The 16448-nt window shown below is 36.1% G+C and carries 14 protein-coding genes; 11 read left to right on the forward strand and 3 right to left on the reverse strand.

The features are described 5' to 3' along the window. Window positions 1-439 precede the first annotated feature (439 nt). The 8 genes from H626_RS0107655 (at window position 440) to H626_RS0107690 (ending at window position 9213) form a co-directional block, all read left to right on the forward strand. Entirely contained in the window at window positions 440-784 is a 345-nt protein-coding gene (locus tag H626_RS0107655) for a hypothetical protein (RefSeq protein WP_027108836.1), read from the forward strand. A gap of 26 nt (window positions 785-810) precedes the next feature. Then, the gene (locus tag H626_RS0107660) at window positions 811-2022 is read left to right on the forward strand and encodes a cation:proton antiporter (RefSeq protein ID WP_027108837.1); all 1212 of its coding nucleotides are present in this window, start codon (window positions 811-813) and stop codon (window positions 2020-2022) included. 187 nt (window positions 2023-2209) lie between these two features. After that, the gene (locus H626_RS0107665) at window positions 2210-3673 is read left to right on the forward strand and encodes a nicotinate phosphoribosyltransferase (RefSeq protein WP_027108838.1); all 1464 of its coding nucleotides are present in this window, start codon (window positions 2210-2212) and stop codon (window positions 3671-3673) included. A 35-nt stretch (window positions 3674-3708) separates the two neighbouring features. Further along, window positions 3709-4542, forward strand: a complete 834-nt coding sequence (gene nadE / locus H626_RS0107670) for an ammonia-dependent NAD(+) synthetase (RefSeq protein WP_035618983.1) — start codon at window positions 3709-3711, stop codon at window positions 4540-4542. A 71-nt stretch (window positions 4543-4613) separates the two neighbouring features. Beyond that, window positions 4614-6473 (forward strand): LTA synthase family protein, encoded by a 1860-nt coding sequence (locus H626_RS0107675; protein ID WP_027108840.1) that lies wholly within the window; start codon window positions 4614-4616, stop codon window positions 6471-6473. Window positions 6474-6619: 146 nt separating this feature from the next. After that, window positions 6620-7780: an N-acetylglucosamine-6-phosphate deacetylase gene (nagA, locus tag H626_RS0107680; protein WP_027108841.1), complete on the forward strand. Its 1161-nt coding sequence runs from the start codon at window positions 6620-6622 to the stop codon at window positions 7778-7780. Then, window positions 7780-8481 carry a glucosamine-6-phosphate deaminase gene (locus tag H626_RS0107685; protein ID WP_027108842.1) on the forward strand — a complete coding sequence of 234 codons (702 nt, stop codon included), beginning with the start codon at window positions 7780-7782 and terminating at the stop codon, window positions 8479-8481. Before nagA ends, H626_RS0107685 begins: the two co-directional genes overlap by 1 nt. An 18-nt stretch (window positions 8482-8499) precedes the next feature. Further along, window positions 8500-9213 carry a GntR family transcriptional regulator gene (locus H626_RS0107690; protein ID WP_027108843.1) on the forward strand — a complete coding sequence of 238 codons (714 nt, stop codon included), beginning with the start codon at window positions 8500-8502 and terminating at the stop codon, window positions 9211-9213. A 62-nt stretch (window positions 9214-9275) separates the two neighbouring features. Here H626_RS0107690 and H626_RS0107695 read toward each other — a convergent pair whose 3' ends face one another. Next, window positions 9276-10064 carry a MurR/RpiR family transcriptional regulator gene (locus H626_RS0107695; RefSeq protein WP_027108844.1) on the reverse strand — a complete coding sequence of 263 codons (789 nt, stop codon included), beginning with the start codon at window positions 10062-10064 and terminating at the stop codon, window positions 9276-9278. 179 nt (window positions 10065-10243) lie between these two features. Between H626_RS0107695 and H626_RS0107700 the strand changes: the two genes are divergently transcribed. The 3 genes from H626_RS0107700 (at window position 10244) to H626_RS0107710 (ending at window position 14630) form a co-directional block, all read left to right on the forward strand. Then, window positions 10244-11608 (forward strand): glycoside hydrolase family 1 protein, encoded by a 1365-nt coding sequence (locus tag H626_RS0107700; RefSeq protein ID WP_027108845.1) that lies wholly within the window; start codon window positions 10244-10246, stop codon window positions 11606-11608. Window positions 11609-11624: 16 nt separating this feature from the next. After that, on the forward strand, window positions 11625-12932 hold the full coding sequence (locus H626_RS0107705; protein ID WP_027108846.1) for a PTS sugar transporter subunit IIC: 1308 nt from the start codon (window positions 11625-11627) through the stop codon (window positions 12930-12932). Between the two features lie 87 nt (window positions 12933-13019). Further along, the gene (locus H626_RS0107710; RefSeq protein WP_245570090.1) at window positions 13020-14630 is read left to right on the forward strand and encodes a mannitol dehydrogenase family protein; all 1611 of its coding nucleotides are present in this window, start codon (window positions 13020-13022) and stop codon (window positions 14628-14630) included. Between the two features lie 64 nt (window positions 14631-14694). Here H626_RS0107710 and H626_RS0107715 read toward each other — a convergent pair whose 3' ends face one another. Then, complete coding sequence (locus H626_RS0107715; protein ID WP_051237911.1) at window positions 14695-15666, reverse strand: LCP family protein; 972 nt, start codon at window positions 15664-15666, stop codon at window positions 14695-14697. A 52-nt stretch (window positions 15667-15718) separates the two neighbouring features. Beyond that, complete coding sequence (locus H626_RS0107720) at window positions 15719-16351, reverse strand: YigZ family protein (protein WP_027108849.1); 633 nt, start codon at window positions 16349-16351, stop codon at window positions 15719-15721. Between the last annotated feature and the right edge of the window lie 97 nt (window positions 16352-16448).

The raw sequence follows: 16448 nt of genomic DNA on the forward strand, positions 1-16448 counted from the left end.
CTCCATCACCGAATCAGGCAACTAATTTTAAAGAGATGGAAAAATCCACGTACTAAGATTAGCAGATTAATGCGCTTAGGTCTAGATATGGACAGTGCTAAGCGTATTGGCTACTCCAGAAAGAAATACTGGAGACTGTCAAAAACACCTGAGGTTCATTGGGTGCTTACAACGAAAAGACTCTACCGGTGGAACGTAGTTTCACTACGTAACCTGGCAGAGTCTGCTTACTTAAGATATTGAACCGCCGTATACGGAACCGTACGTACGGTGGTGTGAGAGGACGGTAAATAAATTAATTATTTACCTCCTACTCGATTCGAAAAATGAAAATAAACAGTGATTATTTTCAAGAAATCTGATTGTAACCGCCAACACGACTTGAAATTAATAATATTGAGCGTATGATTGAGGTTGGACAGGGAAGGAGGACTAATAAATGGAAGAGAATGTATTATTTGTAATTGTATTAAATCGATTAGAATTGTTGGATGATTTGTTACTTGCGTTTAATGATAATGTTGGTCAAGCTGCGACAGTGATCGATTCTGTCGGAATGGCACAACGTTTGTCTCAATTAAGTGAACCGCAAATAATTGCGACCTTGAGACCATTAATTATTTCCGATCAAGCGGAGAACAAAACTATCTACAGTGTGATTCCACGCGCGAGTTTGCAGGAAGCACGGAAAACAGTACGGAAAGTCCTGAGCGACATTGAAAAACCAAATACAGGGATTATGTTTGCTTTACCCTTAATATTTCAAGAAGGCATTCAATTATAAAAAAATAAAATGAAGAAGGTATAAAGTTGGAAATATCGATTGTGTTGTATATTGCTATTATTCTTTTGGTTGGGTTATTGTTTGGCCGTTTAGCGACGATAATTCATTTACCAAGTGTAACAGGTTACTTAATAGGTGGATTGATAGCAGGGCCCTCATTTTTTAATGGATTAACTACAGAAATGTTGGAACATTTTGGGGTTGTTTCGGAAATGGCATTAGCGTTTATTGCCTTTACAATTGGTCTATCGTTTAAAAAAAGTTACTTTAAACGTGTAGGATTTAAGCCAGTGGTTATTGCTTTTTCTGAAGCTACTTTTGCTGTTCTTATTGTTACCAGTGGACTTTTATTTATCGGATTGGATCCTGCCTTTGCCATTGTTTTAGGAGCGATTGCAGCCGCAACCGCACCAGCCGCAACGATTCTTGTTATTAAGGAATTTAAGGCAAAAGGTCCTGTTACTGACATGTTAATGAGCGTTGTTGCATTAGATGATGCAATTGCTTTAATTCTATTTGGTTTCGCAGCTACTTTAGCAAAAACCTTTATGCAGGTTCAAGGAGAATTTTCAGTCTTCTTTTCAATATTGCAACCGTTTCTTGATATCTTTTTAGCGGCTATATTGGGCGGGCTATTAGGATGGGCAATGAAATGGCCATTAAAGGTTTTTCAGTCAAATGGAAATCAATTAGGTATTCTCATTGCTTTTGTATTCTTGTCTAGCGGAATATCATCATTGATGGGTATATCTGAATTGCTTACTACGATGATGATGGGTGCAATTTTAACAAACGTTTCTTCAGTCTCGAACACTATAGGAGACTTGGCAGATCGTTTAACGCCCCCGTTATATCTGATGTTTTTTGTAATTGCTGGAGCAGAACTCAATATTGCAATTATTCCTTCAGTAGGATTAGTCGGTTCGGTGTATATTGTTTTAAGAGTTGTCGGAAAAATGTTAGGAACTTATGTTGGTGCACAAGTTGCTCATGCACCTAAAGAGGTAAGTCGCTATCTGGGAGCTACATTAATTCCTCAAGCAGGGGTCGCCATTGGGTTAACTTCTGTTGCAGAGACGCTTATTCCTCTTTATGCTCCACAAATAAAAGCAGTAGTTTTAGTGGGGACGTTAGTGTGTGCAATCGTTGGACCATTGGCAACAAAAATTGCATTGACTAAAGCGGGAGAAATTGATTCTCCTATTAAAAAAACGCAAAGTGTACATCAGTCAATTTGATTATTCTAAAAGAGTAAAAACAAGAAATACAGTAGTAATTTTATAAAAAAGCGTCTGGTTGGATAGGAAAACTATTTACTCAGACGCTTTTTGTATTTTGTCTGGTTTGAACGGAATCACAGTATATTTGTGTGAAATATATGCTATGATTATACACATAATGAGTGATTAAAGGGAGGAAAAAGAAATGGTACGAAAATATATCGATGACAGTATGGCGTTACATACTGATCTATATCAAATCAATATGATGAAAACCTATTGGGAAAAAGGAAATGCGAACAAGAGAGCGGTGTTTGAAGTTTATTATAGAGAAAATCCTTTTGGTATCGGCTACACCATTTATGCGGGACTAGAACGAATAGTTGATTATTTGAAAGAGTTACACTTCTCTGAATCCGACCTAGCTTACTTGAGAGAAGAAGAAAACTTCCCTAAGGATTTTTTGGATTATTTACGGAATTGGACATTTAAAGGTACAGTACGTTCGTTTAAAGAAGGTGAAGTAGCATTTGCCAATGAACCCATTATACAAGTTGAAGGGCCTTTAGCCGACTGTCAATTAGTAGAAACAGCCATTTTAAATATTGTGAATTTTCAAACATTGATCGCCACAAAAGCTGCGCAAATCAAAAGTGTGGCTGGGAAAGATTCAGTACTAGAATTTGGTGCCCGCCGTGCGCAAGAAATGGATGCAGCTATTTGGGGTGCTCGAGCTACTTTCATAGGCGGATGTGATGCAACAAGTAATACACGGGCAGCGAAAATTTTTGGCATGAAAGCAAGTGGAACCCATGCACATTCTCTTGTGCAAGCTTATCGAGATGAGTACAGTGCTTTTAAAGCGTATGCGGAAACTCATAAAGATTGTGTTTTCTTAGTAGACACCTACGACACTTTAGAAACAGGTGTCCCGAATGCCATAAAAGTTGCTAAAGAAATGGGAAATCAAATCAACTTTTTGGGTGTTCGCTTAGATAGTGGAGATTTGTCTTATTTATCCAAACGTGTACGTCAACAGTTAGATGAAGCAGGATTTCCAGATGCAAAAATTTACGTTTCAAATAGTTTAGATGTTGAAACCATCTTGAACTTAAAGATGCAAGGAGCTAAGATAGACGTTTGGGGTGTAGGGACCAAACTCATTACGGCATTTGATCAGCCGGCACTAGGAGCGGTATATAAATTAGTCTCCATAGAAGATAATGAAGGTGAAATGCAACACACATTAAAGTTGACCAGTAACGCTTCTAAAATTTCTACTCCCGGTAAAAAACAAGTCTGGCGGATAATCAATAAAGAAGATGGAAAGTCTGAAGGAGATTATGTTGCACTAGAGGAAGAAGAACCAGAAAAACAAAAAGAAATCTTTATGTTCCACCCTCAATATACGTATATCAATAAAACTGTTTCCAATTTTGAAGCAAAACCATTAATGGAGGACATAATCATAGATGGAGAAATTGTTAAGGAGTTACCTGATTTACTTGATATCAAGGCTTATGCACAAGCAAGTCTTTCTGCCATTTGGGAAGAACACACGCGCATTTTAAATCCAGAGCCATATCCAGTTGATTTATCGCAAACGCTATTTGATGTCAAACTGGAAACTATTCAATACTTTAAAAATAAAATAAAAAATTACAAATAATTTTTATCCTCAACTTCTAAGGAGTGAATGAATCCATGATTTCAGAAACGCAAAAGAAAATCATTGCGAAAATGAAAGTTTCTCCTCAAATTGTTCCAGCAAAAGAAGCAAGAAATACAATAGACTTAATGAAAGAATATTTAAAAAAGCATCCTTTTTTAAAAACATTTGTACTCGGGATCAGCGGAGGACAAGATTCTACCCTTTTAGGTAAACTGGCTCAAATGACAATGATAGAAATGCGTAAGGAAACGGGAAATAGCGATTATCAATTTATCGCCGTTCGCTTACCCTATGGGGAACAAGTGGATGAGTCTGATGCAATGGATGCAATTGAATGGATGCAAGCAGATGTAACTTACCGTGTGAATATCCAAAAAGCGGTCGATCATACGACAAAATCTTTGCAGAATTCAGGAATAGTGATCAGTGATTTTAATGAAGGCAATATCAAAGCACGCCAACGGATGATCGTTCAATATGCAATAGCAGGCGATAAAAAAGGAATTGTTTTAGGTACCGACCATTCAGCTGAAAGTGTTACCGGATTTTACACAAAATATGGGGACGGTGGAACAGACTTAAATCCATTATTTCGCTTAAATAAACGTCAAGGAAAAGAAATACTGCGTTATTTAAAAGCACCAGAACATCTGATAGATAAAGTTCCCACAGCAGATTTAGAAGATGATCGACCTGGACTAGCTGATGAAGTAGCCTTGGGAGTTACGTATGATGCCATTGATGATTACCTAGAGGGAAAAGAAGTATCCGAGAAAGATGCAAAGATAATTGAGAAATGGTTTGAACAAACGAAACACAAACGACATATGCCGATTACAATCTTCGATGATTTTTGGAAAACTTAAAATTGTAAATCAGTTAAGGATTAGGAAGTGTGAGTATATGCTCACGCTCCTTTTTTGAAAGGAATGAAAAAATGCAGGAATTGAGAAATCTATTTAAAAAGCCTAGATGGTTCGTGATACTGGGAACGGTAATCGGGATAGTCACCATTGGACATCTATTGTTGCAAACCTTTCAAAACGATTTCGATTTCTCTGTGGCAGTAGCTTTTGCGTTCCAATGGCATGTGGAACTTTTTTTGTTAAGTTCATTTATCCTTTTTATAGTATTTATATGGCTGTACAGTCTAATAGGTCACATTGTTTTAACAAGTATGATCTATTTGATCACAACGCTCGTCATTGGAATAATAACATTACAAAAAATGTCAATGCGTGGGGAGCCCTTGTATCCTTCTGATATAGAGATGATCAATGAAGTTTCGTTTTTATTGAAGATGGCTGGTCCTCTAACAACAGTGATGTTAGGAATAGTATTAATGAGTATATTTATTGGAGCAATACTGTGGAAAAAGAAGACTTCAGGATTACAGCAAATAACTTTTTATAAGAAGCATAAAAAAAGACGTGTTCTCTTATTCATACTCTCTACACTGTTACTTTATTATGTGGGTCAGTTCAATAATCAAACAAATAAAGTTAGAGCTGTCTACGATCAATACGCATATTGGATACCCTATTCTCAAGATATGAATTATTATAATAACGGATTCGTTGCTGGGTTTCTTTATAATTTATCCGGAGAAAGTATTGGAAATCCTGATCAGTATTCGAAGAAAACAATAGCAGAGATAGCCAGTACTTATCAAAAAGTGGCAGAAGAAGTAAATCAAGATAGAATGGAAACCTTAGATGATACAAACATCATATTTATCATGAATGAAAGTTTTAGTGATCCCTATGAAATTTCAAAAATGACCAAATATAATGATCCTATTCCGTATTATCGAAAAATAGCAGGAGAAACAGTTAGTGGATTTACATTGGCTCCGGCTTATGGGGGCGGAACAGCAAACAGTGAGTTTGAAGCATTGACTGGTTTCTCTTTAGAACCATTAGCGCCAACTATTTCGACACCGTATACCCAATTAGTATCGGAACTAGACAATATGCCTTCTTTAGCTAAATCTTTTAAAGAGAAAGGGTTATATGCAACAGCGATTCATCCATTTAATACTACAATGTATAAACGAAGAGAAGCCTATGAAAAACTAGGGTTTGATGAGTTTATTTATGATGATACGATGACGCATACTGCTACACTATCAAAAGATGGCTATATTTCGGATCGTTCTGCCTACAAAGAAATTTTCCATGTCATGGAACAAACTGTGGAAAAAGACTTTATTCATTTGGTAACAATGCAGAATCACACACCTTATGCTAATAAATATGATGAAGAAGAACTCGTGTTTGAATCTCGTTCCAATCGGAAACAAATTGAAGGCTATTTTCAAGATTTACATCATAGCGATTTAGCTCTCAAACAATTAATTGAAGCCGCTGAAAGCTATCCAGAAGAAATGGTCATCGTATTCTGGGGAGATCATCTTCCGAGTATCTATGGAGAAGAAGTGAAATCTGCAATGATTCAAGAAGAACAGTACAAGACACCTTATTTTATTTTTTCTTCAGAAAAAATAGAAAAGATAACCAATGAAAATAAATGGATCAGTCCACAGTTTCTCTATATAGAACTACTGGATATGAAAAAACAAAAGATAACTCCTTACCAGGCATTCTTAAAAACTTTATCTAAAGAAGTTCCTGCTTTTGAAAAAGGAATGTATTATGATAAGACAACCAGTAGATTCGTGGAAGATGAGTCTTTGCTGAGTGGGAGAGGACAGCTATTGTTAAAGCAGTTGCATGCTATTCAATATGATGTAATAAAAGGAGAAAATTTTTTACACCGCCTTCACTTTTTTGAGTGAAGAGGTGTTTTTTTTGTTTAGTGTAGAAAAATCCCTCTGGTGCATTCTTATGAAAAAAATTAACTATACGTGATTGTAACTATTGCTAATTTGGTATAGACCATTTATACTATAAACGAAGTCTATTTCGCAAAGGAGAATGCAAAATGGCAAGACTAATTACAAATAAGACGATTTTTACAGGAATAGAGAAAATAGAAAATGGATATATTCGATTCGATGATAAGATAGTTGCACTAGGAACAATGGAGGACTTCGTGAAACATTCGGATGATGAAGAAATTTCTAGCACCGCTACTTCGATTGTCCCGGGTTTCATAGACGTCCACAGTCATGGAGGATATGGAATTGATAGCATGGATGGAGATCCCAAGAAAATCAATGAAATGATACAAAAAATGTTTCAAGAAGGAATTACGAGTTACTTTCCTACTACCATGACACAATCTTCGGAAGCGATAGAAAAAGCATTAGCTGGAATTAGGGAAGCTGCCCAAACAAACCCCGTCATACAAGGGATTCATTTAGAGGGTCCGTACATTTCACCTGTACATAAAGGAGCTCAATCTGAACAGTTTATCAAAGTTGCTGACGCTGAACAAATGAAAAAATGGGTTGAAACAAGTGGAGGTTTGATTCGTCTAGTTACTTATGCTCCTGAAACTGGGGATGTAAGTGATTTTGAAAACTACTGCCAAAACAATAATATTGTCCTTTCTGTTGGGCATTCCGATGCCAAACGCGAATTATTAAAGGATTCAAAAGTTAGTCATGTGACACATTTGTATAATGCTCAGAGGGGGTTACATCATCGCGAACCGGGTGTAACCGGGCATGGATTACTTGAAAATTCAGTAACTGTAGAAATGATCGTAGATGGATTTCATATCGATCCCGATATGGTTCGTTTAGCTTATTTAGCCAAGGGTGCAGATGGCATTGAATTGATCACTGACTCAATGCGTGCAAAGGGTCTTATTGAAGGTGAAAGCGAACTTGGTGGTCAAAAGGTAATCGTGAAAAACAAACAAGCCCGCTTAGAGAATGGAGTATTGGCTGGAAGTGTATTAGAATTTTCTGATGCATTTAAAAATATGATCAAATTTACAGGCTGCAGCGTTGAAGAGGCTGTAAAAATGAGTTCGGTAAATCAAGCAAAAGAATTTTCTTTAATTCAGAAGGGAACATTGGAGATAGGGAAAGATGCTGACTTAGTATTAATGGATTCTTTATTTACGGTCCTCGAAACAATTAGTTTAGGAAAAAGAGTGTTTGACCGATCAAATCTGAAAGGTGATGAAAGATAATGGAAGTAATTATAATGAAAGATAAAATTCAAGGTGGAAAAAAAGCCTGTGACATAGTGAAAAATGAACTAGATAAAGGAGCAGGTGTTTTTGGATTAGCAACAGGAAGTAGTCCGGAAACTTTGTACGAGGAATTAAGAAAGAGTGATATTGATTTTTCTGATTCTATTTCTATAAATTTGGATGAATATGTAGGAATACCTGCAGATCATCCACAAAGTTACCATATGTTCATGCAGAAGCATTTATTTAACGACAAACCCTTTAAAAAGAGCTATTTACCGGATGGCATGGCTGATGCAAAAGAGGAAATTGAACGGTATAATGAGATCCTGGAGAAAAATCCAATCGACTTACAAATTTTGGGGATCGGAACAAACGGTCATATTGGGTTTAATGAACCCCATACCCCTTTCAATTTGAGGACACATAAAGTCAAATTGACAAAGGAAACGATTGAAGCAAATAAACGTTTCTTCGAAAGAGAAAAAGATGTTCCGAAAGAAGCATACTCAATGGGGGTCCAGTCTATACTTGAAGCAAAAAAAGTGATTCTACTAGCTTATGGTGATCAAAAGGCTGATGTTGTAAAACAAATGATCGAGGGACCCGTTACCGAAGAAATACCCGCAAGTGCTCTTCAAACACATCCGGATGTAACGATCATTTTGGATGAGCAAGCAGCGAAATTGTTGAGTTAACAATTAGGAGGAAAAAAAGTGCCAAAGAAAACGCCTGTTTATATACGAATTCATAACGATATCCGAAACAGAATTGAATCTCATAAATGGGAAGTAGGCGATAAAATCCCTTCAGAAAGAGATTTAGCAATTGACTTTGGAGTTAGTAGAATGACTGTACGACAAGCCGTACAGTCCCTTGTTGAAGAAGGGATTCTGGAAAGAAAAGTCGGTTCGGGAACCTTTGTTTCTAGAGAAAAAGTAAAAGAGAAAATGAGCGGGATACAAGGATTTACTGACACTATATTACAGCAAGGAAGAGTACCATCAAGTAAAGTAATGGCATACCACGTAAAACCTGCAAGCTCGAGTGAGAGCGATAAACTTCAGATAAAAGAAGGGGCAGAGGTGTTGAAAATGGAACGTATTCGTTTTGCTGATGATATTCCCATCTGTTACGAGGTCGCCTCGATTCCTTTAGCCATTATTAAAAACCTGAACAAAAAACAGATAACTCAATCACTGTATCACACACTCAAAAATGAAAAAAACATCAGTATTAAGCGTGCAGAACAAACGGTATCTGCCATGTTGGCTTCAGAAAGTACTGCAGAATTACTTGATTTAAAGAAAGGTGAGGCCATTTTACGCTTAAGACAAGTTAGTTTTGATCAAATGAACCAGCCAATAGAATACGTTCGAACACAATATGCAGGTAATCGCTTCGAGTTTTATTTGGAAGCAAAAAAATAAAAAAAGACTGAGAATTTTTCAGTCTTTTTTTTGTGCAGTATATAAAGATAGTATCCTGTTTACTATTCGTATAATTTGTAATATCTATGCATCAGGATCTCGATGAACATGAGCAATTTATATTTACCACTTTGCTCTTTATCATGGTTACCTAATTGAACTATTTCATCGAATAAAGAGGCCATCTTCATTTCGGGATTTTGTGTGATCAATAAAGATGTGGCTTTCGATGAAGTTATAGCTAGTGTCAGATCCTTCTGCATGACATATGAACCTTCTAAAGAAATAAAAATAGCTAAATCATTTTTATCTAAAGATCGACTAGCAATCAATTGATTGCTTAATTGGGGATAATATTCAACTAGTTTACCATTTGTTAAAAGCATGTGTTGCAATATTTCAGCCATGGTACCCGGAATAAATGTGGCGTAGATATGCACTCTTTTTGCAGAGTGTATCTGATTGCAGATGCCATCTAACTTTTCTAAGGAAATTTTCTGAATGAAATCTCCTAAATCTTCAGTCACTTTTTCTAAATCTTTTTTAAAAGCTTGAGGATTAGTATAAGAATCGGTCTGACTCGCTTTTAAATCAATTTTCATTTCTTCTCTTTCAATAAAAGTTTCCATATAGCTTTTTTTAAATCCGCTGAAACCGTCGAATCCTAAATTATGCGTGAATCTTGTAACGCTTGCTTTAGAGATATGACATTCAGTTGCAATTTTATTTATAGTTAAATCCTTTAAATACAAATTATTCAAAAGATATTTGGCGATGATGATATCGATATCAGAGTCAGTAGGTGAAACATTTATAATATTTTGAAGTATAGATATTAATCCTCCACTCATCCACTATTCTCCTTTATTTATGTTTTGAAATCCTGTTTTTTTAGATAGCTCGATTATAACATATTTCAGTTGGTCCTGTTTTTACATGAAACAAATTTCATAATAAGATACCGCTTTCATCTATTGAAACAGTACAGTGTGGAATCACTGGTATACTCAAGACAAGGAGGGGATATACAATGAAAAAAGATTTTTATTGGGGTAATTCTGTATCAAGTATGCAAACTGAAGGAGCATGGGATACAGCAGGTAAAGGCAAGTCGGTTTATGATATTAAAAAAGCTACTGAAAATTCATCCGATTGGAAGGTAGCTATTGATGAGTACAATCGTTACGAAGAAGATTTTGATTTGATGGAAGATTTGGGCATGAATATGTATAGATTCCAAATATCGTGGAGCAGGGTCAATCCTACTGGAGACGGTGAATGGAACGAAGAAGGTATTCAGCATTACGATAGATTTATTGATGCATTAATTGAAAGAGGTATCGAACCAATGATTTGCCTCTATCATTTTGATATGCCACTTGATTTAGCCGAGAAAAACAATGGATTTCTTTCAAAAGATACAGTGGATGCTTTTGAAAGATATGGCATTGAAATGGTTAAAAGATTTGGACATAAAGTGAAGCACTGGTTAACTTTTAATGAGCAAACCGTTTTTTATATTTTACCAGAAGTATTCGAAGCTTCAGGTTATCTAAAGGGTGAAAAAACTACGCAAGAAGTCTATCAGATTCAACACAATACGATGATGGCACACACATATGTGGCAAATTATATTCATGATCATACGGATTGTAAGATTAGTGGGATGTTAGCCTATCAAGAAGTCTATCCGCTCACCTCTCATCCAGAAGATGTATTCTTAACTAGGGAATTTGATGAGTATGTGAATTTTAATTTGTTGGAAGCCTTCGTCAATGGTAGATATCTGGATTCGTACCATGCGTATATAAAAAATAATAATATTGAAGTGGACACTTCAGAAAAAGAATGGAATGCATTGAAACGATTGCGTTCAGACTATTTAACGTTTAGTTATTACGCATCCAATGTTCTCGATCACACTAAAATACCCAAAGATGCTCTGCCAGGAGAATATTTGGAATATGGGAAAGTGGATAATCCCTATTTGGAATCAACCGAATGGAACTGGCAAATCGATCCAAAAGGTTTTAGAAATGTATTGAACAAAATGTATTCAAGATATCATGTACCTGTTTTTCCTACTGAAAATGGTATCGGAGTAATGGAAGAATGGGATGGGAAGAACGAAATCCAAGATGATTACAGAATTGAGTATCACCGTGAACATATCCAAGCCATGAAAGATGCTATACAAATAGATGGTGTTGATGTATTAGGTTATCTAGGTTGGGGGCTAATAGATATATTGAGTTCCAAAGGAGATATGCGGAAGAGATATGGAGTCGTTTATGTGAACCGGGACAATAAAGATTTGAAAGACTTAGCACGTATCCCTAAAAAGAGTTATAAATGGTTGAAAAAAGTTATTCATTCAAATGGAGAAGAACTATAAAAAGGAGTGAAAGAAAATGAAAGAAAAGCTCAAAAAATTTATGGAAGCTTTTGTAAATATAGCAATTAAAATTGGGAATCAAGTACATTTAAGATCGATTCGGGATGCTTTTGCCACAATTATTCCGCTGTTTATTTTAGCAGGGCTAGCTGTTTTAGTTAATTGGGCAGTTTTACCTTGGTTTTTATCAGAAGATGCACTCGTTACTGCGCAACGCTTTGGTACCAGCATAACGCGAGGAACTTTAGACATTGCCGGGTTATTACTTGCACCTACGATAGCCTATTTTTTAGCGAAAAACAAAAAATTTGATAATCCTATTTCTGTCGCAGTTATTTCTTTGGCAACGTTTATCGCCATGATGCCTTTGCAATTGATGGGAACTTCTACAGCAGGGGTCGAGGTGGAACTTGATGGTTACCTTAGTTTCTCTAATTTAGGAACTCAATCCATGTTTGCCGGTATTATTATCGGGCTATTAGCAGCCGAAGTATTATTGAAATTCAATAAAATAGAAGCAATAAAAATTAACTTGGGAGAACAAGTACCTTCCGCTGTAGCGAAATCATTTAATGTGTTACTTCCCGCTATTTTCACTATATCGTTATTCGCAGGAGTATCCTTATTCTTAAGTTTAGTTTTTGGAATGGATCTAATTTCGCTTATAGTAAACTTGATACAAGAACCATTGCGTAAAATCGGGACAAGTTTAGGAGGATATCTATTACTTTATAGTCTGGGTAATTTACTTTTCTCCTTTGGCATCCATCAATCTGTTATCAATGGACCTTTTACAGAACCATTTATGACACAAAACATCAATGAAAATATGACGGCATTTAACGAAGGACTTGAGGTACCTCACATTTTAACGTTGAGTTTCCAGACAGCTTTTGCTCAAATGGGTGGAACAGGTTCTACCATTTCGCTTATCATTGCTGTATTTATATTCTCAAAAATTTCCGCATACAAAGAAATTGCAAAACTTTCTCTTGCGCCCGGTATATTTGAAATCAATGAACCGATTATTTTTGGGCTTCCGATCGTTTTTAATTTACCGATGATGATTCCCTTTGTATTACTTCCAATAATACAGACATTGATCGCTTATGCAGCTACTGCAGCAGGCTTGATCAGTAGAACGGTTGTGTATATTCCCTGGGTCACCCCACCAGTCATCAGTGGCTGGCTAGCAACTGGGGGAGACTGGCGGGCCTCGGTGTTGCAAATAATCTTAATCACACTGGGTGTTCTAGTATATTTACCATTCTTGAAAATTAGCGAACAAGTACTTGTTCGTCAAGCAGAATTGGAAAATAAATAAAACAAACAAGAGATTTCACAAACCAATTTAAAATAATAGGTTTGTGGAATCTCTTGTTTTATAATTCAAATAGAAGGGGGAGTTAACGTGGTGAAATTAAATTTAAATAGTTTGCAGGAAAAAGCAAATTGGCAAGATAGAGGATTTGAATTACCTCAATACGATGTGAAAGAAATAAGGAATAATACGATTCAGAATCCTACTTGGGTTCATTTTGGTGCCGGAAATATATTTCGTGCATATCAGGCAAGGTTAAACCAAGAATTACTAAATCGAGGCTATACGGATACTGGCTTGATTGCAATAGAAGGATATGATACAGAAATCATACCCAAAGTATACGCACCCTACGATAATTTAAGTATTGTCGTAATATTGAAAGCAGATGGGGATTTTGAAAAGCATGTATTGGGGAATGTCGCTGAAGCATTAGATATGCAAAGTGCAGACTATCAACGGGTAATTGAAGTTTTTTCTAAGCCCTCTCTACAGATGATCAGTTTTTCCATTACTGAAAAAGGATATAACATAAAAAATAATCAAGGGGATTATATTGCTCAAGTTAGGAAAGATATAAAAGAAGGCCCGAATAAAGCCAAGAGTTACATGGGAAAGATTTCTGCATTATTGCACAAGCGGTTTTTGGAGGGTGCGTACCCGATATCTTTAGTTAGTATGGACAACATTTCTAAAAATGGTTCTATCTTAAAAAGAAATGTAATCGGAATTGCCGAAGAGTGGGAAAAGAGAGACTCCGTCTCTCGTGCATTTGTGAATTATATAAAAGATGAAAGCCAAGTATCTTTTCCATGGACAATGATCGATAAAATCACACCTTATCCGGATAGAAATATCCAAAAAATGCTAGAGAAAGACGGGATAGAAAATATGGATCTCGTTGTAACAAGCTCTCACACAACGACTGCTCCGTATGTTAATACAGAAGAATTAGAGTATCTAGTGATAGAAGATAACTTTCCAAACGGAAGACCACCACTTGAGAAAGTAGGCGTCATATTTACTGATCAAGAGACAGTTCATAAAGTTGAAACTATGAAAGTAACGACTTGCTTAAATCCTTTACACACGAGTTTAGCTATTTTTGGTTCTTTACTAGGCTTTACTTCGATTTCAGAAGAGATGAAGGATCAGGACCTAAGAGGCTTTGTTACCAAAATGGCCTATGAGGAAGCTCTGCCCGTGGTAGAAGATCCAAAAATAATTGATCCAAAGGTGTTTTTGGAGGAGGTGTTATTAAGATTTTCGAATCCATATATTCCGGATACTCCGCAAAGGATAGCAACAGATACTTCTCAATTAATGGCTATTCGTTTTGGTAAAACGATTCAATCTTATGTGGAAAGAGAAGATAAAGATGTAAGAACTTTAGATTTCATTCCGCTCGTAATAGCTGGATGGTGTAGATATCTAATGGGTGTGGATGATAATGGAAACGTATTTGACATAAGCCCAGATCCCTTATTGAATGATTTGCGCCCTCACCTTAAGAATCTGAAAGTTGGAAATAAAGGAAATGTTACCGAACAACTCCGGCCTATTTTGAGTAGAAGTGAAATCTTTGGTGTCGATTTATATAAGATTGGATTGAATATTACAATCGAAAAACATTTTGAAAAAATGATCAAAGAATATGGAGCAGTTCGAAAAACTATTCAATCTGTTTTGACAGAGTCATAAAGGAAAAGCCAAAAGAGAGCAGAAAAAAATTCTGCTCTCTTTTTAATTGTATAGAATAACTAGTTCATTCGCTGGAGGAAGAATCTTGGGTTCCGCGAATTTCTAAAGATTCTTTTAGGATTGCCTGAATGTCACCTAAACTATCGGGCTCTATTTGTAGCATACTTGCACCATAAACTTCTATAGGATACCATGCAAACGTATGAGTAGAAATAGACAAATCCTCAGATAAAGCTACTTTAGAAACAGAAACGATTTCGTTGAAAGTTAAATCAGTTTTAATATTCTTGCCGGCTGCTTCAATTACTTTTGTATAGTTTGGAACGGAGTCCAAGCGAGCCATTTTTTTGAGAATGGCTTCAATAATCAACTGCTGCCGTTCGCCTCGTTTTACATCATTATCAATTTTTCTTGTGCGAGCAAGCGCTAAAGTCTGTTCTCCAGTTAGTTCTTGAGTTCCTTCTACTAGTTTAAGAGGGTTAGGATTGTTATGCGTATTTTTCTCAGAAAAAGTTATCGGAACATACATTTCCACACCACCGATAGCATCTACCACATCAATAAAAGCATCAAAGTTCAAAGTTATATAGTAGTGGATCGGAACATCCAATAAATTTTCTACGGTTTCAATTGTTGCTTGTTCTTCTCCTTCTTGGTAAGCAAAATTCACTCGGTTTTCTCCAATTATTTGTCCGTGAGAATAGATATCAGTTAGAGTATCTCTGGGTATACTTACCATATTCAATTCGCTGGTCTGTGGATTAATGACGACATAAATCAGCGCATCCGCTCGAGTATTAGGTAGCTGGCGTGATTCATTATTGTCGATCCCCATGATCAAAAAAGAAGTGGGTTCCTCAATTGGATTAACAACTACCTTCGTTGATCGCTCAACTTCTTGATAAGAATTGGATACGGTCTTTTGAGCGGTGGCCAACATTATTGCTACATAGATAGCTGATACTAAAATAATTATGAAAAGGGGAATAAGGATCCATGACCACATTGTTTGTGTATATTTTGATTTTTTTGGCATTGTAATTAATCCTTTCAACTAATGACTTCCTTCAATAGTCAGACTATAAGATTTAAATTGGGATCTCCATATATTTTTTCTCTTTTAATTGATAGTTTCCCTGATCATTTAGCCACTGAGTCGTTTCTGAAATGAAATTTTGGGTTTGAACAATAGGAACGTAACAGACAAATGTTACTTTGTCTGTGTATTGGATATCACGTAAAATATAAGAAGACTCTTTCAAAGAATTTTCTGTTTTACCGCTCAGAGTATAAGGAACGGTTAAATGGATTTCTTGATAAAGAGAACGTTCCACTACCCCAAGTTCCTTTACTGCTTCACTGACAGCTGTGCTGTATGCACGAACCAAACCGCCTTTGCCCAATTTTATTCCACCAAAATAACGTGTAACTACTGCCGTCACATTTTTTAATTCTTGTTTTTTTAATACATCTAGCATAGGAACTCCAGCAGTCCCACTTGGTTCTCCATCGTCATGAGCACGTTGATGCTCATCGTGTTCACCAATAATGTAAGCAGAACAATTATGGTTGGCTTTCTTTTCCTTTTGCTTGATTTGTTGAATAAATCTTGTTGCTTCTTCTTCGGTTGCTGTTCTTTTTAAGTGACAAATAAAACGAGATTTTTTTAAAATTATTTCATGTGAGCCGTCTGTTCTGATAGTCTTAAATTTTTCTAACATCCGTTTGTTTTCCTCCATATAAAGAATAATCTGTGCTATAATCATACCATTGCTGTCTAGGTAAAAACTAGGCGAAAAACAAAAGAGGAGGTGACAT

The sequence above is a fragment of the Lacticigenium naphthae DSM 19658 genome, assembly GCF_000425865.1.
GTDB lineage: Bacteria > Bacillota > Bacilli > Lactobacillales > Carnobacteriaceae_A > Lacticigenium > Lacticigenium naphthae.